Genomic DNA, 19,949 nt, shown 5'->3' with positions numbered 1-19,949 from the left:
GCGCGCGCCAGCGGCCGGGTTGCCGGTTTAAGGCTGGATGAGGCCCAATAAAAAACCCATGCCGGACATGGGTTTTTTATTGCCTACAGGTCGAACTATGCCGTCACTTAATTATGCTTGGCGGTTTCCATTCCCATCAGGCCAATCTTCAGATAGCCAGCCTGACGCAGCTGATCCATCACGCCCATCAGGGTTTCATAATCGACGCTTTTATCCGCCTGGAAAAAGATCGTGGTGTCCTTTTTACCTTCGGTCTGAGCGTTCAGCACATTAACCAGCGTCTCCGGCGTTACCTGATCGTTACCGATATAAAGCTGCTTATCCGCTTTAATTGACAGGTAGACGGGCTTCTCAGGACGCGGCTGCGGCGCGCTGGTAGAAGCCGGTAAGTTTACCCGTACGTCAACGGTAGCGAGCGGCGCGGCAACCATGAAAATAATCAACAGAACCAACATAACGTCGATAAACGGCGTTACGTTGATTTCATGCATTTCACCATCGCTTTCAAGGTCATCGTTCAAGCGCATTGCCATAAACTTACCCCACGCGCAGCTTCTGAGCGGCCTTCGCCTGCGCCGTATGACCAGACGCCACCAGATCGAGATCGCGACTTTGCAGCAGCAGAACCTGCGCCGCTACGTCGCCGAGCGAGGCTTTATAACCCGCAATCATACGCGCAAATATATTGTAGATAACCACCGCAGGAATCGCTGCAACCAGGCCAACGGCAGTTGCCAGCAGCGCTTCAGCGATCCCCGGCGCAACCACCGCAAGGTTAGTCGTCTGCGTCTGGGCGATACCGATGAAGCTATTCATGATCCCCCACACGGTGCCAAACAGGCCGACAAACGGCGCAATGGCGCCAATCGTTGCCAGGAAACCATTGCCGCGTCCGGCGTGGCGGCTGAAGGCTGCCACACGGCGCTCCAGGCGAAAGCCGGTACGATCTTTAATCCCTTCGTTGTCCTGACTTCCCTGCGACAGTATCAGCTCATCCTGCGCTTCTTTAATCAGCCGCGCCGACAGGCTATTGCGATGAAACTTGCTGCCGATTTCTTCAGCCTGATCGAGCGAGCGGGCGTTCGCTAACGCATTTTGCTCATTTTTAACCCGTCTTCTGGCGCTGCTTAATTCGGTAAATTTTCCGAAAAAAATCGCCCAGGTCACTACGGAAGCGAGCAACAGGCCAATCATCACTATCTTTACAATGATATCCGCATGCAGATACATGCCCCAGACGGAAAGGTCCGTCTGCATTAAGTCGTTCGTCACGCTGTGTCTCCAACGTTGTCCTGCTTTAAAATTTCCAGCGCGGATCATACCAAAATCAGACTGAATTGATAGTGGTTCTCATTACTATTTACATTTTGAGCACTTTTCCCTCAAATGTATCCCCTTTGCCACGGGACTTTTTTAGGGAAAGTTCGCGACTTTCACCGCTGATGAATATGCCGCCGCCGGCTGGCATGTTAACCTCAGCCAATAACCATAACCAACAGAGCCTGTTCAGCATGTCGAGCAAAAAAATCGAAACCGCGCTTATCTCCGCCGGGCGCGATCGCCGCTACACGCAAGGCGCGGTAAACAGCGTAATTCAACGCGCTTCCTCACTGGTTTTTGACAACGTTGCCGATAAAAAGCGCGCAACTGCCGGACGCGCCGATCGCGAACTGTTTTACGGGCGTCGCGGTACGCTAACCCACTTCGCGCTGCAAGATGCGATGGCCGAACTGGAAGGCGGCGCGGGCTGCTACCTGTTTCCCTGCGGCGCGGCGGCTGTCGCCAACGCGATTCTGGCATTTGTCAGCAACGGCGATCATATTCTGGTGAGCGGCGCGGTTTATGAGCCAACCCAGGATTTATGCACGAAAGTCCTGACCAAACTCGGCGTGGAAACCAGCTGGTTCGATCACTGCATCGGCGAACAAATTGCCGATCTTATCCGCCCCAATACGCGCGTAGTATTTTTGGAATCACCCGCTTCAATCACCATGGAAGTTCAGGATGTACCCGCTATTGTCGCCGCCGTGCGCCGCAAAGCGCCTGAGGCGGTCATCATGCTGGATAATACCTGGGCGGCCGGCGTGCTTTTCCGCCCGCTGGAGATGGGCGTCGATATCTCCATCCAGGCGGGAACCAAGTACCTGATCGGTCATTCCGACGCCATGATTGGCACCGCCGTGGCAAACGCCCGCTGCTGGCCGCAGCTGCGCGAAAATGCTTACCTGATGGGGCAGATGGTCGATGCCGACACCGCTTACATGGCCAGTCGCGGCCTGCGCACGCTGGCGGTTCGCCTGCGTCAGCATGATGAAAGCGGCCTTGCCGTGGCAAACTGGCTGGCCGGGCATGAGCAGGTGGCGCGGGTCAATCATCCGGCGCTGGCGCAGTGTAAAGGGCATACCTTCTGGCAGCGGGATTTTAGCGGCAGCAGCGGCCTGTTCTCCTTCATACTGAAACAGCGGCTGACGGATCAACAGCTGGCGCACTTCCTTGATAATTTTACCCACTTCCGCATGGCCTATTCATGGGGCGGATATGAATCGCTGATCCTGGCCAACCAGCCTGAAGAAATCGCGGCGATCCGCCCGGCCGGCGGCGTTGATTTCAGCGGGACGCTGGTGCGAATACATATTGGGCTGGAGCACGTCGACGATCTGATTGCCGATCTTGCCGCCGGGCTGGAAAGAATTAGTGCAATATCGCCATAACATTGCCGATATAACCGGATATAGACTGGGGAAATAAAAACTAAACGGCAGCTCAACGCACCGATAGCAGGCTAAAGGAGTGCGCCTGGCGTCAGCAGAGTTGTTGTAAAAATGGTATTATCTGCCCTGCTGGCTTGAGCCGTAGCCCGGAGCGTATCAGGGTTTAATGCAGTTAATCAGGATAAAAAATGAGTGTAATGCATGAGATTGTGCGGGCAATGTGGCATCAGGACTTTGCCGCGCTCAGCAATCCAGAAGTGCTATGGGTAGTTTATGGCATCATGTTTGTCGTGCTATTCCTGGAAAATGGGTTGCTGCCCGCTGCTTTTTTACCCGGCGACAGCCTGCTTTTGCTGGCTGGCGCAATGATATCCAAAGGCGTGATGGAATTTGTGCCGACGATGGTCATCCTGACGACCGCCGCCAGCCTCGGCTGCTGGCTTGGCTACCTGCAAGGGCGATGGCTGGGCAATACCCGCCTGGTGAAAAGCTGGCTGCTGCACCTGCCGGCGCAGTATCACCAACGCGCATGGAGCCTGTTTCACCGGCATGGCCTGATGGCGCTGCTGGTCGGCCGCTTTTTGGCTTTTGTCCGCACGCTACTGCCCACCCTTGCCGGCATTTCCGGCCTTAAAAATGGCCGCTTCCAGCTATTTAACTGGCTGAGCGGGGTGCTTTGGGTTGGAATTGTTATTGCGCTGGGCTATGCCATCAGCCAGGTTCCGTTTATCAAACGCCACGAAGATCAGGTGATGGCGATCCTGATGGTAATCCCGATTGTGCTGCTGTGCGTGGGCTTATTCGGCAGCATTGCCATGATAATTAAACGAAAAAAACGCGCTGAACCCTGAACACTTGCGGGAAGCTGCTCTGCTTCCCGCTGACTTCAGGAGCGCAAAAGCCAGAGCGAGCGCCAGCTTGCTGAAATGTTATCTATCCGCCAATCTTTATACAGCCTGCCGCACTCGCAGCATCTCTTCGCCGGGCGTCACGCCAAAATAGCGCTTGAACTCGCGGGAAAACTGCGAGGCACTTTCATAACCCACCCGCATTGCCGCCGCGCTGGCTTTCAGCCCTTCATGCAGCATTAACGTCCGCGCCTGATGCAGGCGATAGCTTTTCAGATACTGCAACGGCGAAGTGCTGGTGACGGCTTTAAAGTTATGATGAAACGCCGAAACGCTCATATTAACCTCTGAAGCCAGAAGCTCGATACTGAGGCTATCGGCATAGTGGCTTTCAATACGGCGCAGCGCGCGCGCAATCTGACTGAACTGGGTCTGACGGCTGACCATCGCCAGCAACGCGCCGCCGCAGGGACCAAGCAGCACATAGTAAAGGATTTCCCGCACCAGCTGCGGCCCCAGCACCCTTGCATCACGGGGATCGCACATCACATCCAGCAGGCGCTCCGCCGCGCACAGCATCTCCTCAGTCAGATCGGCGGAATGAATGCCGCTCGAGGTCGGCTGCGGCTGAAAGCTGCTGTCATCGCCGATGTCCATCAGCAAGTCCTGCAGTTTCAGGCTATTAACCCGCAGAACGATGCCCGCCAGCGGCTCCTCAGAGGTAGCGAACGTTTCGCACTCAAACGGCAGCGGTACCGTCAGCATCAGATAACGCGTTGGATCATAATGAAATACTGTATCGCCAAGATAGCCCGTTTTACGTCCGCTAAACAGGATGACAATCCCCTGCTGGTACATCACCGGCGTGCGTGCGCAGGGGCGATCGGCGAAAATAAGCGTCACGTCCGGCACGGAAGCCTGCGAGTGTTTACACGTTGTCATCAGCGTGATGACCTGCTGCGCCAGCCGATCGCAAATTGCTTCTCTGTTCATGGTTATTCCTTTGTGCCGTTATGAACATATCATGCCCTGAAGCAGGCCAATTCTCCAGCCTTAAGCAGGATTGGGCAAGATTACAGCAGAATCAGCCGTTGAGGGATGCTGAACAGCGAAGCAAACTAAAGTTCTTCCAACGGCAGTCTATTTCCCGGCTAGACTTAATGCAGGTATTACCCGACGCACAGCGTCGACCTGACCACAGATAAAGGAGTGAAAATGGCAGAACAACCGATTATCAAACTGCGTGATGGCACCATGATGCCGCAGCTTGGACTGGGCGTCTGGCAGGCCAGCATTGAGGAGGCCAAAAATGCGGCGCTCAAAGCGCTGGAAGTGGGCTACCGTTCAATTGATACCGCCGCTATCTATAAGAACGAGGAAGGTATTGGCCAGGCGCTACAGCAAACCGACTTGCCGCGCGAAGAAATTTTCGTTACCACCAAACTGTGGAATGACGACCAGCTGAACGCCCGCGCCGCGATGGAAACCAGCCTGAAAAAGCTTCAGCTTGAACAGGTTGATCTTTATCTGATGCACTGGCCCTGCCCCGGTAAAGACAATTACGTCGAGGCATGGAAACAGATAATCGACTTACAAAAGCAGGGTCTGACGAAAAGCATTGGCGTTTGCAACTTCCATGAAACCCACCTCAAACGCCTGATTGATGAAACCGGCGTGACGCCCGTGGTAAACCAGATTGAGCTGCATCCGATGTTACAGCAGCGCACCCTGCATGCATGGAATGCGATGCACCAAATCCAGACCGAATCCTGGAGCCCGCTGGCGCAAGGCGGCAAGGGCGTGTTCGATCAGCAGGTGATTAAAGATCTGGCGAAAAAATATGATAAAACGCCCGCGCAAATCGTTATCCGCTGGCACCTCGACAGCGGCCTGGTGGTGATACCTAAATCCGTCACCCCGGCGCGTATTGAAGAGAACTTCGCCGTGTTCGATTTCCGCCTGGAAAAACCGGAAATCAGCGATATTGCCGCCCTCGACAGCGGCAACCGCCTGGGGCCCAACCCGGACGAATTAGACTGAAAATACACCAGGGATCGCCGCAGTACGGCGATCCTTTTTTTGATCTTCCCTCGCCGGTTTGCGCTGCTGGCGTCTGAATACGCTGCCCGCATCGCGCCGCCGTGACAGATTTCTGCCTGCTTAGCCCGCATTTTCCTGGTTAAAATATTTCGTCGGCGTTACGCCAAACACCCGCTTAAACAGCGTGATAAAAGCGCTGACGCTGTTATAGCCTAAATCGAGTGCCACGGTGGTAACAGCCACGCCGTCCGCCAGCCGTTCAAGCGCCCGAATTAAACGCGCCCGCTGTCGCCAGTCGCTCCAGGTCAGACCCGTTTCGGCAACAAAACGCCGGCTCAGCGTTCTTTCCGATATCCCCACCTTGCCAGCCCACTGATCGATACTCCGCCGATCCCCTGGATCGTCCAGCAGAGCGCGCGCGATGATCGCCAGCCGTGGGTCGCGCGGCATCGGCAGACTAAAGGGTTCAACCGGCGCCGCGTGCAGCTGGTCCAGGATTACCCTGGCAATACGCTGCTGTTGCGGATCCAGCGCTGTCCCCTGCCAGGCTGACGCGTAGATGATCGCTTCACGCAGCAGGCCCGATGCATTGATTGCACAGGGTTTTTGCGGCAGCTCAGCGCAGGCGGCCTCGCTGACATAACAGCTCCAGCCATCGACCGCGCCGTGGGTCCAGCCATAATGGCCGTGGTGCGGCGGGATCCACACCGCAACGTCGGCGGGCACCACCCAGGAACCGTCATCGGTACCAATGGTCAGTAGCCCGGAGCGTAGCCCGCAAAGCTGTCCGCGAGGGTGACTATGGCGCCCTAATTCGCGGTATTCAGCGCGGGTATCGTAGATAGAAACAATGATGGGTTCACTGCTATCGCCCATGGCAATGGCAAATTTATCTTCATGCATGGCGGCAACTCGCAATTGATTGGCGTATTTAACTTAGCACGGCCAGGTGAGAGGGCATATAGTGACGCAGTCGATACTGCCGCGCCGTCGGAGGAATATAATGCCGGAAAAACTGAACGAAACCGATCTTGCGCGGCTCTATTCGCCGCCGTCAGAGCGCATTCAACAGGCGGTCATGCCAGAGCTGCTGTCATTTCATGAGCAATATCTGGCAAAGGCCACTTTCTTTTGCCTGGCAACCGGCCGGGACGCGGGTCTTGATGCATCGCCACGCGGCGGCCCGCCGGGCTTTGTTAAGGTGCTGGACAGCAAAACCATTGCCTTCGCCGACTGGCCGGGGAATAACCGCATTGAGTCAATGCGCAACCTGACGCAGGATAACCGCATCGGCATGCTGTTTATTTTTCCGGGACTTGAGGTTTTCATGAGGATTAACGGACACGGCTATATTAGCGATAATCGCGATCTCTGTAGCCGCCTGGCAGAGGGAGACAAAATAGCCAAAAGCGCAATTGTGGTAACCATTGATGAAGTGCTTTTTCACTGCGGTAAGGCGCTTAACCGGGCAAAATTATGGCAAGCGGAATCACAGCTGAACGCTAAAAGTCTGCCGACGCCCGGCCAGATTATGGCAGCAATGACCAGACAGGATGCCAGCGTCGCCAAAGCGGTAGATGAGCAGTATCAGCATGCGGTGCGAAACGATCTGTACGGTTGAATCACGACGCCGTTTTCGTCTAAGCGCCGGCAGGGGAGCCGGCGCCGCATCGTCACGCAATCATCGGACGGGATCCCCCCGGATTTTAGAGCGTCGGAGTCGGCACCACCAGCAGCTGCCCCGCCGTGCCGCGATCCGCCATTTCCAGGGTCTGGCTGTAATAGGTAAAGGGGAAGTGTTCGGATGAAGACTCGGCGAAAGAGACCAGCAGTTCCACTTCACCATCCACCCACACGGTATCCTTCCAGCCGCGATCCTCGGTCAGGGTCGAAGCGCCATTAACGCTTTTAATCAGAAATTTTACGCCCTGAATATGGAAGGATTGCGGCATATCCGCATGTATAATCCAGCGTTCGAAACTGCCCTGCTGCGCCTGAACATCAATGCGACGCATATCCCACAGCGAGCCGTTTATCCCCGGCTGGCTGTCGCCGAGGCGAAACTCGCGAGTACGGCTAACCGCGCCGTCCACCAGCTGATCGGTCTGCAAGCGCATCGGTAAATTACTGGTGACCAGCGGCAGTAATCCGGTTGGACGCAGCGTCAGAACCACTGTATTAGCCAGCGTCGTCGAGGGCTGAAAAAAGCCGCGCAGGCGCTCCATCAAACCCGCCGCTTCACCGGCGGTAATTGAAACCTCATCTCCCTGAGTCATATCAACCAGAATGTCTCGCCGTTCACCCGGCGCCAGCGGCAGCTGCTGCACGCTAACCGGCGCCGGCAGATAGCCCTGATCGCTGGTAATAACGTTAAAGGGTCGGCTGTCGCTCATTCTGAGTTCAAAGCGTCTGCTGTTGGAAGCATTCAGCAGGCGCAAACGCACCCAGCCGCGGGACACGTCAACATAGGGGTTTTGTATGCCATTAACCAGCAGCGTATCGCCAATAAAACCGCCGTTGGACGGCGGGTCATATACCGGCGAACCGAAGCTATCAAGCCGTTTGTCCTGAATAATCAGCGGAAAATCGTCAACGCCATAATGGTTTGGCAGCGGCAGAGATTTGCTCATCTCATCTTCAATCAGCCACATGCCCGCCAGGCCGTTATAAACGTGGGGCGCCATACGGTTAGGCGTCGTTGCATGATACCAACAGGTCGCTGCGGGCTGATCGATTGGAATGACCGGCGCCCAGTCGGCGCCGGTAGACATCTGGCGCGGCGCGCCCCCCATCAGAGCGCCGGGAACCTGCAGCCCGCTGACGCTCATCGCCACCGGCTCCGGCAGGCGGTTGCTCCAGATAAGCTTGACATCGTCACCGCGCCAGACACGCACCGTCGGCCCAAGATACTGGCCGTTAACCCCCCAGACCATGGCTTTATTACCGTTTCGACCGGAAAAAGACCAGTGGCTACGTTGCAACGTCAGGAATATCGGTTGCCCGCGACGTGATTCAATCAGTGGCGGAACGGGTAACGGATTACCGCCGCCGCTGGCCCGCGAGGTAAAAGGCAGCGCCGACGCACAAAGCGCCAGGCCAGATGCCTGAATAAACCGACGTCGACTAAGGGACATACATACTCCGTGCTGCAGCGACGCCGTAAGCATCGCTTCCATTTTGTTATGGTGTTAAGGCTGTGCTGTGCGCTATGTGTTTCTGCGAAAAACCGGCTGGCCGCCGGTTAAATATTACCGCTGGCCTCGCGCTCTGCGACTTCTGCGTTCAGCGCGTCCAGTTTGGCGGACATCAGCTCACGGCAATGGGTCGCCAGTTTACGCACCGACTCTTTTTCAAAAGCAGAGATATCGACCAGCGGCATCATCTCAACAATGACCAGGCCATTGTTACGCCGATTAAGTTTTATTTTCCCGTGAGTATTGGAAACCACCACGGGAATAATTGGAACTCCAGCAGCAATAGCGGCATGAAAAGCGCCGGTTTTAAAAGGTAAAAGACCTCGTCCTCTGCTGCGGGTGCCTTCCGGAAACATCCAAAAGGAAATCGTTTTCTTTTTGAACTGATCGACTACCAGCCCGATAGTACCATGTGCTTTAGCGCGATTATTACGATCAATTAACAAATTACCCGTCAGCCAGTAAAGCAGACCGAAAAAAGGGATCCACAGCAGACTTTTTTTGCCCACGGTAACGGTATTCGGCTGAACGATATTCGCAGCGGTTATCATATCGTAATTATTTTGATGATTAGCGATATAAATAGCATTGGGAAAATTACCGGCCCCCGGAGGTAAACGCATTTCAACCTTCACGCCGAACAGCGGCGAAAGGCGGCCGAACATGTGGCCAAAACGCGCCACATGGTTTGGATGCCTGGGCCGGAATAAACACCAGATGCAGCCAAATACACAAACCAGAATGGAATAAATAACCACGATGATGATACGAAAAAGTGCGAGCATTCCAACCTCAATGATCATGACTTCCTGAAGGCGCCAGAATTCGGGCAGACTCGCCTGATATTATAACGGCTTCAGACTAAAAACGCTGCGCTGTCAGTCAGCCGGGTATCAGATCGCGCCTACCCGGCTGAATGGTTTTTCAGGCATCGTCCCCGGCCGGTTCGACAGTGCGTTTCGGATCGTCAACATCAACCCGATCGATGCGCTGTAAACCACGCGGTAACAGCGTACCACGGCGGCCCCGCTCAGCACGGAACTTCGCCAGGTCATCCGCTTTCAGCGTCAGTTTGCGCTTACCAACATGCAAGGTAATGGCGCTGTGCGGCGTCAGCAGCAGCAGCCAGGCAAGACCGTCTTCACCTGAAGCCACCTGGGCGGAAGGGATGGAGATGATTTTGTTGCCTTTACCCTTCGCCAGCTGCGGCAGATCGCTTACCGGGAAAGTGAGCATGCGGCCCGCTTTAGTAATTGCCAGCAGCATAATTTCATCGCTGACGATGGCAGCAGGCGGCATTACTTTCGCATTCTGCGGCAGGCTCAGCAAGGTTTTGCCGGCGCGATTGCGCGAGATCAGGTCGCTGAAGGTACAAACAAAGCCGTAGCCCGCATCGGAGGCCATCAGCAGCTTCTGCTCATCGGCTTCCATTAACACCTGCTCGACAATGGCGCCGGGCGGCGGCGTCAGCTTGCCGGTTAGCGGTTCACCCTGACCGCGTGCCGAAGGCAAGGTGAGCGGATCGAGCGCGTAGCTGCGCCCGGTGGAGTCGATAAACACCACGGGCTGATTGGTTTTACCCCGGGCGGCAGCGCGGAAGCTATCGCCGGCTTTGTAGCTTAATCCCTGCGGATCGATATCGTGACCTTTAGCGCTCCGCACCCAGCCCATCTGCGACAGCACGATCGTCACCGGCTCGGAAGGCACCAGATCAGTTTCGCTAATCGCTTTCGCTTCAGCCCGCTCCTGCAGCGGAGAACGACGATCGTCGCCATATTTGTCGCTATCTGCCTGCAGCTCTTTTTTTAGCAGGCTGTTCATTTTGCGCTCAGATGCCAGAATCGCCTGAATGCTGTCACGCTCTTTTTCCAGCTCCGCCTGCTCGCCGCGGATTTTCATCTCTTCGAGCTTAGCCAGATGGCGCAGTTTTAGCTCAAGGATGGCTTCAGCCTGAGTTTCTGAAATAGCAAAGCGCGACATCAGCTCCGGTTTGGGTTCATCCTCAGTACGGATGATGTGGATCACCTCATCAATATTGAGGAAGGCGACCAGCAAACCTTCAAGGATGTGCAGACGACGCAGCACTTTATCCAGGCGATAATTCAGGCGCCGACGCACCGTATCGCGGCGAAATACCAGCCATTCGCTTAAAATCTCCAGCAGGTTTTTCACCGATGGACGATTATCCAGCCCGATCATATTCAGGTTAACGCGATAGCTTTTTTCCAGATCGGTGGTGGCGAATAAATGGTTCATCACCGGGTCCATGTCGACCCGATTAGAGCGCGGCACCAACACCAGCCGCGTCGGGTTTTCATGGTCGGATTCGTCACGCAGATCCTCTACCATCGGCAACTTTTTATTGCGCATCTGGCTGGCAATCTGCTCCAGTACGCGCGCACCGGAAACCTGGTGCGGCAGCGCGGTGATCACCACCGCGCCATCTTCTTTTTTCCATATCGCGCGCTGGCGCACTGAGCCACGGCCATTCTGATAGATCTTACGGATCTCATCGCGCGGGGTGATAATTTCCGCATCGGTCGGGAAGTCAGGACCGTGGACGATATCCAGCAGCTCATCAAGGCTGGTCTTCGGGCTGTCGATAAGCTTGATGGTGGCGGCAGCCACTTCGCGCAGATTGTGCGGCGGTATATCGGTAGCCATTCCCACCGCAATGCCGGTGGTGCCGTTCAGCAAAATATTGGGCAACCGCGCCGGCAGCATTTTCGGCTCATCCATGGTGCCGTCAAAGTTAGGAATGTAATCCACCGTGCCCTGGCCCAATTCCCCCAGCAGCACTTCGGCATATTTTGACAGTCGCGATTCGGTATAGCGCATCGCCGCAAAGGATTTGGGATCGTCGGGCGCGCCCCAGTTCCCCTGGCCATCCACCAGCGGATAGCGATAGGAAAAGGGCTGGGCCATCAGCACCATGGCTTCATAGCAGGCGCTGTCACCGTGTGGATGATATTTACCCAGCACATCACCGACGGTACGTGCGGATTTTTTAAATTTTGCGCTGGCGCTAAGCCCCAGCTCGGACATGGCATATACAATACGCCGTTGAACCGGCTTTAGCCCGTCGCCAATGTAGGGAAGTGCCCTGTCCATAATGACGTACATGGAATAATCCAGATACGCCTTTTCGGTAAACTTATGCAGGGCAAGACGCTCTCCCCCGTCATGCGTCAATTCACTCATTACTGTTTTATCCTCGGCAGAACGCAGGTTGCGCGACGCTGGCAGCTTTGCCGGGGATAGTACCTTATCTCACGCGCTGAGTCACAAACTACCCGCAGCGGCAACCGCCATCGCTGCCATGTTTGCCGGTCAGCGCGCGGCGATCCACTGGCTGAGGATGGCCTGATACTCACCGGTCGCTTTACTTAAATGCAGCCACTGGTCGACGTACAGTTTCCAGCTCATGTCGTCGCGCGGCAGCATCCAGGCTTTTTCCCCATACTGCAGCGGTTTTTGTGGATTCAGCGCGCAAAGCTGTGGATAGAACTTCATCTGGTACTGCGCTTCGGAGGCATCAGTGATCATCACATCGGCCTTGTTATCGACCAGCTGCTGGAAGATGGTCACATTGTCATGAAACAGGGTCAGAGCCGCACGCGGCAGATGAGTATGCACAAAGGCTTCGTTGGTGCCGCCAGCCGGTTCAATCAGGCGCACTGCGGGTTGGTTGAGCTGCTCAATGGTTTGATATTTTGCTTTGTCGGCGCAGCGCACCAGCGGAATTTTGCCATCAATGCCCAGGCGCTCAGCAAACCATGCCTGCTGCTGGCGCTTCAGCGTGACGGAAATGCCACCCATCGCGATATCGCATTTTTGCGCCAGAAAATCCGTCATCAGGGTTTTCCAGGTGGTTGGCACCCAGTTTACTTTGGCGCCAAGGCTGTCGGCTAACGAGCGCGCCATGCTGATATCAATGCCTTCATAGCGACCATCGGACTTTTTCAGGCTGTAAGGTTTGTAATCACCGGTGGTACAGACGTTAAGCGTTTTACTTTCTCGCACGCTGTCTAAATGCGATGCTGCGCTGGCAGCGCCGGCGAACAGCGTGAGCGCCAGCAGGCTGAAATGTATTTTCATTATTGTGCTCTGTCATATTCAGGAGGCAAAACAGTAACCTGTTTATATTCATTGTTGCTCAGCTAGCAAAAGTCTTGTGATCGATTGCACATTTTTAGCGATAAACAATCAGGCTACACTGCTGGCACTGTTTTTAAGGAGCATAACCATGAGCAATATTCTTATTATCGATGCTGGCAAAAGCTTCCACCATTCCAAAGGCGAGTTAAACCACACGTTGACCGCCGTTGCCGCCGATAAACTGTGTGAATGCGGGCACCATGTCGTCGTGACGACCGTCGATGAAGGCTATGATATTCAGCAGGAAATTGAAAAATACCTCGCAGCCGATACGATTATTTATCAAATGCCCGGCTGGTGGATGGGTGAACCCTGGATCCTGAAGAAATATATTGATGAAGTGTTTACCGAAGGTCACGGCAAGCTGTACGCCAGCGACGGGCGCACCCGGTCCGATGCCGGCAAAAAGTACGGTTCCGGCGGCCTGCTGCAAGGCAAAAAATATATGCTGTCGCTAACCTGGAACGCGCCGCTTGAAGCCTTTAACGACCCGCAGCAGTTTTTTGAAGGCGTCGGCGTTGACGGCGTTTATCTGCACTTTCATAAGGCCAACCAGTTCCTTGGCATGGAAGCCCTGCCGACATTTATCTGTAACGATGTCATCAAGCAGCCGGATATCGCACGCGACATAGACAACTATCAGACTCATCTCAACCAGATCTTTGCTTAAATAAAAACGGACGCCTAACCAGAGGATTAGCCATGTTGACCGTCATTGCAGAAATTTGCGTACGCCCCGGCCACCGCGAGCAAGTTATCCAGGCCATAGAACGTATTACGCCGACGGTACTGGATGAAGAAGGCTGTGGCACTTACCAGATGCTGGTGGACTATGTTTCTTCCGTACCCTGGAAACAGCATTCGCCTGACTCAATTTTTATGCTGGAGCACTGGGAATCGCTGCGCCATCTGGAAAAACACCAGCAGGCGCCGCATATGGAAGCCCACCGCGCTAATATCAAAGATGATGTGTCGGACGTTAAGATTTTCGTATTACAGCCGGTCAACGGCCAGCACAACGTAGCTCCCTGACGGGAGCTAAATACTGACCGCAGGGACGGCGCTAGCCTCCCTCAGAGTATTTAATTTAACCTTATATAATCACCCTGCTAATCAATATATAGCTGCCCTTAGCAGGGCTATATTCGACTTTATTACGCAACAATAGATACTCATTATCAATAACATTTCTGCGCTTTCTGCCGGAATTACCTCTGGTTAGTACCGAGGCCATTTGTTACGTTTACCCTCATTAAAAAATATAACGACGCAACAAGAAGTCGTCTGGATGAAACCTGCGCAGCCGGTGAAATAGATTCATTTTGTTAAATGTCAGATAGTTCTGTCCATATAATGCCCAGTCATCGCGTTCTTAGTCCGGCATTAGTTGACGGGACTGACAGCCTGTGGGTATAAGCGCCATTAATTTCGCCCGCAGCAAAATAACATTTCGCAGAAGTGTGTTAGTATTAGCACTTTATTAGTTTTGTGCAGGTTTTCTTAAAAATGCAGCAACCCGTAGTGCGCGTTGGCAAATGGCTGGTGACACCGTCAGTTAACCAGCTTAGTCACTCTGACCGCCTGGTTACGCTGGAACCACGCCTGATAGATCTGCTGGTTTTCTTTGCCCGCCACCCTGATGAAGTGCTGAGCAGGGATGAGCTGATCGACAACGTCTGGACGCGCAACATCGTTACCAATCATGTGGTAACGCAAAGCATTTCAGAGCTACGTAAGTCTCTGAAAGATGGCGATGAAGATAGCTTCGAATACATTATTACCGTGCCTAAACGCGGCTATAAGCTGGTGGCGCCGGTAATCTGGTGCGCCGATGAAACTCCCCCGACGGCCATCGATTTACCCGAGCTTGTGGATAGCACCCCGCCGGTGGAAAACGTAACGGCGGCGCCTGCGGCCGCCATCATCCCGGCCGCGCCGGTTACGGCGGCGGGTGCGCGCAAAAGAGTCGCCACTACCCTGGTCTGGGCGCTGTTTATCATTTCACTGGTCAGCTGCGTCATGCTGGTAGCGCTCTCCAGCATGACTTCCCGCCCGCCGCAGGTGAAAATGATGTTGATGCTAAACCCGCGCGACATCGATATCCGCCTGCTCAACGGCAACTCCTGTAATAACCGATCGCTGCAATATCCCTATGCCGTCGGCATTGGCGATCTGATTGCCACCTCATTAAATACCTACTCCACTTTTTTAGTACATGACAAAACCAACTACAACGTTGATGAACCCGGCCCCTCGGGAAAAACGCTGACAATTGAGTTTGTTAACCAGCGCCATTACCGCTCCCAGCAATGTTTTATGTCGGTAAAACTGATCGATAACGGCGATGCGACCGTGATGCTGGATAAGCGCTATTTCATTACCAGCGATAACCAACTGTCGATATTAAAAGACCTGCTTAACAGCCTGTTGACGGCGCTGGCGCAGCCTTTGCCTGCGGCAATGCAAAAAATGCTGGACGCTTACCTGCCGCAGCAGGGCCCGGCGCTGGCGCGCTTTTATACGGCGCATCAGTTATTACTTAAAGGCGATGCCGATTCCCTGTCTCAGGCCAGCGATATTCTGGCGGAGATAATGAAGCAGTGGCCTGATTATGCCTGGGCCTATGCGGAAAAAGCGCTGATAGATACCCTGCGCTATTCGCAGCAGCCGGGTGAGGATGGCCAGGACAGCGGGCTGCAAAATGAAGTCAATCAGGCAACCGAAATGCCGCAGATTAAGGGCAGCGCCATTTATTATCAGATTAAGACCATCGATTATCTTGAGCATGGAAAGATCAACGATGCCTATGCAATGATTAAGCTGGGAATTGGTCAGCAAATGTCATGGCTTAATTATGTACTGCTTGGCAAAGTATACGAAATGAAAGGCGATAACCGTCAGGCAGCGGATGCTTATCTCACCGCCTTTAATCTTCGCCCGGGCGCCAACACGCTCAACTGGATTGAAAACAGCGTATTCCAGACATCCATTCAACAGGTAGCACCCTATTTGATGAGATTTAATGTCAAATAAATATACCTCCGTAAAATTAATATAAACTCGCCCGCCCCCTGGCGAGTTAAATAAATGAATATTAAAAATGACATTCGTTAAAATAAATTCATTTTTAAAACACTTATATAACAATTTTTAAACACAAGAGATGATTACAAGCTATTGAATAGTAATAATATTTATCTTTATTTGACCTCAATACCAATTCTTTACCTGCCATATAAACTTCTCAACAAACGCCTTTATAACTTACTTTCCTTAAATTAACTTTATCTTTAGGACTTTTCTCAGCCCAAACTTTACTCTTTTGCCATCTGGTCGGATCTGAATCGCTGAACATAAAAATTCGACCGCACAAGAAATAATGTTGAGGGTAATAATATGAGTTCTGCTAAAAAAATCGGGCTTATTGCCTGCACCGGACTGGTGGCAGGTAATATGATGGGGAGCGGTATAGCTTTATTACCTGCAAACCTTGCCAGCATCGGTACTATTTCTATCTGGGGTTGGGTTATCTCTCTGTTAGGCGCGATGTCTCTGGCTTATGTTTATGCCAGACTGGCAACGAAAAATCCGCAACAGGGTGGCCCTATTGCTTATGCGGGTGAAATATCGCCGGCGTTTGGTTTCCAGACCGGGGTGCTTTATTACCACGCTAACTGGATTGGTAACCTGGCAATTGGCATTACCGCTGTCTCTTATCTTTCCACCTTCTTCCCGGTATTAAACAGTCCGATTCCTGCCGGTATCGCCTGTATCGCCATCGTCTGGCTGTTTACCTTCGTCAATATGCTGGGCGGCGGATGGGTAAGCCGACTGACCACTACCGGGCTGGTACTGGTGCTGATACCGGTCGTCCTGACGGCCGTTGCCGGCTGGCATTGGTTTGACGTTGCCACCTATCGCGCGAACTGGAACACCTCTACCACAACCAATTACCACGCAGTGGTTAAAAGCATTCTGCTTTGCCTGTGGGCCTTTGTCGGCGTCGAATCCGCCGCAGTAAGTACCGGTATGGTCAACAACCCTAAACGTACCGTCCCGCTGGCGACCATGATGGGTACTGGCCTGGCAGGTATTGTCTATATCGCCGCAACGCAGGTGATTGGCGGCATGTATCCGGCGGCAAAAATGGCGGCATCCGGCGCGCCTTTCGCCTACAGCGCTTCAACCATGCTCGGCTCATGGGCTGCGCCTATCGTCTCTGCCTTTACCGCGTTTGCCTGCCTGACCTCTCTCGGTTCCTGGATGATGCTGGTCGGCCAGGCTGGCGTGCGTGCTGCTAACGACGGAAACTTCCCGAAAGTATATGGCGAGCTCGACGACCGTGGCATTCCGAAAAAAGGCCTGCTGCTGGCGGCGGTGAAAATGACCGTGTTGATGGCGCTGATCACCATCATGAACTCCAGCGGCGGCAAAGCTTCCGACCTGTTTGGCGAGCTGACCGGCATCGCGGTGCTGCTGACCATGCTGCCTTATTTCTACTCTTGCGTTGACCTGATTCGTTTTGAAGGTATCACCTTCGGCAATCTGGTAAGCCTGCTGTGTTCAGTTCTGGGCTGCGGCTTCTGCTTTATCGCCCTGTTAGGCGCCGGTTCTTTTGAACTCTCCGGCACCTTTATCGTAAGCCTGATAATCCTGATGTTCTATGCCCGCAAAATGCCTAAGGGTAACCCCCCTCAGAAAACTGATAGCACTGCGGCTAACGCACTTTAAGTCATCACCCGAATTTCACCGCCCCTGTTTTATTCATTGCTGATAACAGCAGGGGCTCGCTGTGCCAGGAGAAAATATTATGAACGTTATCGCTATAATGAATCATATGGGCGTTTATTTTAAAGAAGAGCCCATTCGTGAACTGCATAATGCACTGGAACGCCTCGATTTTCGTATTGTTTATCCCAACGATCGCGAAGATTTACTGAAACTAATTGAAAATAATGCCCGCCTGTGCGGCGTCATTTTCGACTGGGATAAATATAATCTTGAACTGTGCGAAGATATTAGCGAGCTGAATGAATATATGCCGCTGTATGCCTTTGCCAACACCTACTCCCCCCTGGATGTCAGCCTTAACGATCTCCGCATGCAGGTACGCTTTTTTGAGTATGCGCTGGGTGCGGCTAATGACATTGCAGCCAAAATAAAACAAAACACTGACGAATATATTGATAATATTTTGCCGCCGCTGACTAAGGCGCTGTTTAAATATGTTCGCGAAGGAAAATATACCTTCTGTACGCCGGGACACATGGGTGGCACCGCCTTCCAGAAAAGCCCGGTAGGCAGCCTGTTCTATGACTTCTTTGGCCCGAATACCATGAAGTCGGATATTTCGATTTCAGTGTCTGAACTGGGATCGTTACTCGACCACAGTGGGCCGCACAAAGAAGCAGAAGAGTATATTGCCAGGGTTTTCAACGCTGAACACAGCTATATGGTGACCAACGGTACCTCTACCGCCAACAAAATTGTCGGTATGTATTCCGCGCCGGCTGGCAGCACCATCCTTATCGACCGTAACTGCCATAAATCGCTGACCCATCTGATGATGATGAGCGACGTCACCCCAATTTATTTTCGCCCGACCCGCAATGCCTACGGCATTCTCGGCGGCATCCCGCAAAGCGAATTCCAGCACGCAACGATCGCCAAACGGGTAAAACAGACGCCGAATGCTACCTGGCCGGTACATGCTGTCATCACCAATTCGACTTATGACGGCCTGCTGTACAACACCGATTACATTAAAAAAACCCTGGATGTTAAATCCATACACTTTGATTCTGCCTGGGTACCCTATACCAATTTCCACCCGATTTATGCTGGCAAATGCGGCATGAGTGGCGATCGCGTTGAAGGCAAAGTGATTTACGAAACGCAGTCTACCCACAAACTGCTGGCGGCGTTTTCCCAGGCTTCAATGATTCATGTTAAAGGTGACCTCTGCGAAGAAACCTTCAATGAAGCCTACATGATGCATACCTCAACCTCCCCCCATTACGGCATCGTCGCGTCAACCGAAACCGCCGCCGCCATGATGAAGGGCAATTCAGGTAAACGTCTGATCAGTGGCTCCATTCAGCGTGCAATTCGCTTCCGCAAAGAGATTAAACGTCTGAAAGGCGAGTCTGAAGGCTGGTTCTTCGACGTCTGGCAGCCGGAACATATTGGCGATCCTGAATGCTGGCCGCTGCGCTCCGACAGCGCATGGCACGGCTTTAAGAATATCGACAATGAGCATATGTATCTCGACCCGATTAAAGTCACCATTCTGACGCCGGGCATGAGAAAAAATGGCACCATGGACGAATTCGGCATTCCGGCCAGCATCGTCGCAAAATATCTCGATCAGCACGGCATTATTGTTGAAAAAACGGGCCCGTATAATTTGCTGTTCCTGTTCAGCATCGGCATTGATAAAACCAAAGCCCTTAGCCTGCTGCGCGCGCTGACCGATTTCAAACGCGCCTTTGACCTCAATCTGCGGGTGAAAAATATGCTGCCTTCGCTGTACAGCGAAGCGCCGGAATTTTACGAAAACATGCGTATCCAGGAGCTGGCACAAAGCATTCACCAACTGGTTGAGCACCATAATCTGCCGGACCTGATGTATAAAGCATTCGAAGTGCTGCCCGCAATGGTGGAAACCCCTTACAAGGCGTTCCAGAAAGAGCTGCACGGCGAGGTTGAAGAGGTCTACATGGAAGAGATGGTTGGTCGGGTCAATGCCAACATGATCCTGCCCTACCCGCCGGGAGTACCACTGGTTATGCCAGGCGAAATGATCACCGACGAAAGTCGCCCGGTGCTGGAATTCCTGCAAATGCTGTGCGAAATCGGTGCGCACTATCCTGGTTTTGAAACCGATATCCACGGCGCCTATCGCCAGCCGGACGGCCGCTACACCGTTAAGGTTCTGAAAGCCGAATAACAACGATAAAAAATCAAGGGGAAGCCTGCCAGCTTCCCCTTTTTTAATC

17 protein-coding genes are annotated in these 19,949 nt (G+C 53.3%); 9 read left to right on the top strand and 8 right to left on the bottom strand.

The genetic code is table 11. The features are described 5' to 3' along the window. Positions 1-107 precede the first annotated feature (107 nt). Positions 108-533: a TonB system transport protein ExbD gene (gene exbD, locus BTJ39_RS02065; protein WP_078000991.1), complete on the bottom strand. Its 426-nt coding sequence runs from the start codon at positions 531-533 to the stop codon at positions 108-110. A gap of 4 nt (positions 534-537) precedes the next feature. After that, a complete protein-coding gene (gene exbB / locus BTJ39_RS02060) occupies positions 538-1,272 on the bottom strand; it encodes a tol-pal system-associated acyl-CoA thioesterase (RefSeq protein WP_078000990.1) in 735 nt (244 codons plus the stop codon). Between the two features lie 239 nt (positions 1,273-1,511). Between exbB and metC the strand changes: the two genes are divergently transcribed. Continuing rightward, the gene (gene metC / locus BTJ39_RS02055) at positions 1,512-2,711 is read left to right on the top strand and encodes a cystathionine beta-lyase (RefSeq protein WP_078001247.1); all 1,200 of its coding nucleotides are present in this window, start codon (positions 1,512-1,514) and stop codon (positions 2,709-2,711) included. Positions 2,712-2,899: 188 nt separating this feature from the next. Further along, positions 2,900-3,562, top strand: coding sequence for a DedA family protein (locus BTJ39_RS02050; protein WP_078000989.1), 663 nt, complete (start codon positions 2,900-2,902; stop codon positions 3,560-3,562). Positions 3,563-3,658: 96 nt separating this feature from the next. Here the strand turns inward: BTJ39_RS02050 and BTJ39_RS02045 are convergent, their stop codons facing one another. Continuing rightward, entirely contained in the window at positions 3,659-4,552 is an 894-nt protein-coding gene (locus BTJ39_RS02045; protein ID WP_078000988.1) for an AraC family transcriptional regulator, read from the bottom strand. A 222-nt stretch (positions 4,553-4,774) separates the two neighbouring features. Here BTJ39_RS02045 and dkgA point away from each other — a divergent pair, with 222 nt between their 5' ends. Continuing rightward, positions 4,775-5,599, top strand: a complete 825-nt coding sequence (gene dkgA, locus BTJ39_RS02040) for a 2,5-didehydrogluconate reductase DkgA (protein WP_078000987.1) — start codon at positions 4,775-4,777, stop codon at positions 5,597-5,599. Positions 5,600-5,719: 120 nt separating this feature from the next. On the opposite strand, the gene BTJ39_RS02035 is transcribed toward dkgA, so the two are convergent. After that, on the bottom strand, positions 5,720-6,502 hold the full coding sequence (locus BTJ39_RS02035) for an AraC family transcriptional regulator (protein WP_078000986.1): 783 nt from the start codon (positions 6,500-6,502) through the stop codon (positions 5,720-5,722). Between the two features lie 100 nt (positions 6,503-6,602). Here BTJ39_RS02035 and BTJ39_RS02030 point away from each other — a divergent pair, with 100 nt between their 5' ends. Further along, on the top strand, positions 6,603-7,220 hold the full coding sequence (locus tag BTJ39_RS02030) for an MSMEG_1061 family FMN-dependent PPOX-type flavoprotein (protein ID WP_078000985.1): 618 nt from the start codon (positions 6,603-6,605) through the stop codon (positions 7,218-7,220). Between the two features lie 85 nt (positions 7,221-7,305). Here the strand turns inward: BTJ39_RS02030 and ftsP are convergent, their stop codons facing one another. The 4 genes from ftsP to BTJ39_RS02010 all read right to left on the bottom strand — a co-directional run bounded on the left by ftsP (position 7,306) and on the right by BTJ39_RS02010 (position 12,891). Then, positions 7,306-8,733, bottom strand: coding sequence for a cell division protein FtsP (gene ftsP, locus BTJ39_RS02025; RefSeq protein ID WP_078000984.1), 1,428 nt, complete (start codon positions 8,731-8,733; stop codon positions 7,306-7,308). A 107-nt stretch (positions 8,734-8,840) separates the two neighbouring features. After that, positions 8,841-9,578 (bottom strand): 1-acylglycerol-3-phosphate O-acyltransferase, encoded by a 738-nt coding sequence (locus tag BTJ39_RS02020; RefSeq protein WP_078001246.1) that lies wholly within the window; start codon positions 9,576-9,578, stop codon positions 8,841-8,843. A gap of 139 nt (positions 9,579-9,717) precedes the next feature. Continuing rightward, entirely contained in the window at positions 9,718-11,994 is a 2,277-nt protein-coding gene (gene parC / locus BTJ39_RS02015; protein ID WP_078000983.1) for a DNA topoisomerase IV subunit A, read from the bottom strand. Positions 11,995-12,123: 129 nt separating this feature from the next. Continuing rightward, positions 12,124-12,891 carry a transporter substrate-binding domain-containing protein gene (locus tag BTJ39_RS02010; RefSeq protein WP_078000982.1) on the bottom strand — a complete coding sequence of 256 codons (768 nt, stop codon included), beginning with the start codon at positions 12,889-12,891 and terminating at the stop codon, positions 12,124-12,126. Between the two features lie 148 nt (positions 12,892-13,039). Between BTJ39_RS02010 and BTJ39_RS02005 the strand changes: the two genes are divergently transcribed. The 5 genes from BTJ39_RS02005 (at position 13,040) to cadA (ending at position 19,900) form a co-directional block, all read left to right on the top strand. Then, positions 13,040-13,621, top strand: a complete 582-nt coding sequence (locus tag BTJ39_RS02005) for an NAD(P)H-dependent oxidoreductase (RefSeq protein ID WP_078000981.1) — start codon at positions 13,040-13,042, stop codon at positions 13,619-13,621. 32 nt (positions 13,622-13,653) lie between these two features. After that, on the top strand, positions 13,654-13,983 hold the full coding sequence (locus tag BTJ39_RS02000; protein ID WP_078000980.1) for a putative quinol monooxygenase: 330 nt from the start codon (positions 13,654-13,656) through the stop codon (positions 13,981-13,983). Between the two features lie 474 nt (positions 13,984-14,457). Next, positions 14,458-15,984, top strand: a complete 1,527-nt coding sequence (gene cadC, locus BTJ39_RS01995; RefSeq protein WP_078000979.1) for a lysine decarboxylation/transport transcriptional activator CadC — start codon at positions 14,458-14,460, stop codon at positions 15,982-15,984. A 363-nt stretch (positions 15,985-16,347) separates the two neighbouring features. Next, a complete protein-coding gene (gene cadB, locus BTJ39_RS01990) occupies positions 16,348-17,682 on the top strand; it encodes a cadaverine/lysine antiporter (RefSeq protein ID WP_078000978.1) in 1,335 nt (444 codons plus the stop codon). Positions 17,683-17,761: 79 nt separating this feature from the next. Next, complete coding sequence (cadA, locus tag BTJ39_RS01985; protein ID WP_078000977.1) at positions 17,762-19,900, top strand: lysine decarboxylase CadA; 2,139 nt, start codon at positions 17,762-17,764, stop codon at positions 19,898-19,900. Positions 19,901-19,949: the final 49 nt, after the last annotated feature.

It is taken from the genome of Izhakiella australiensis (genome assembly GCF_002006995.1).
Taxonomy (GTDB): Bacteria; Pseudomonadota; Gammaproteobacteria; order Enterobacterales; family Enterobacteriaceae; genus Izhakiella; species Izhakiella australiensis.
This window is presented reverse-complemented; position numbering and strand designations above follow the sequence as displayed.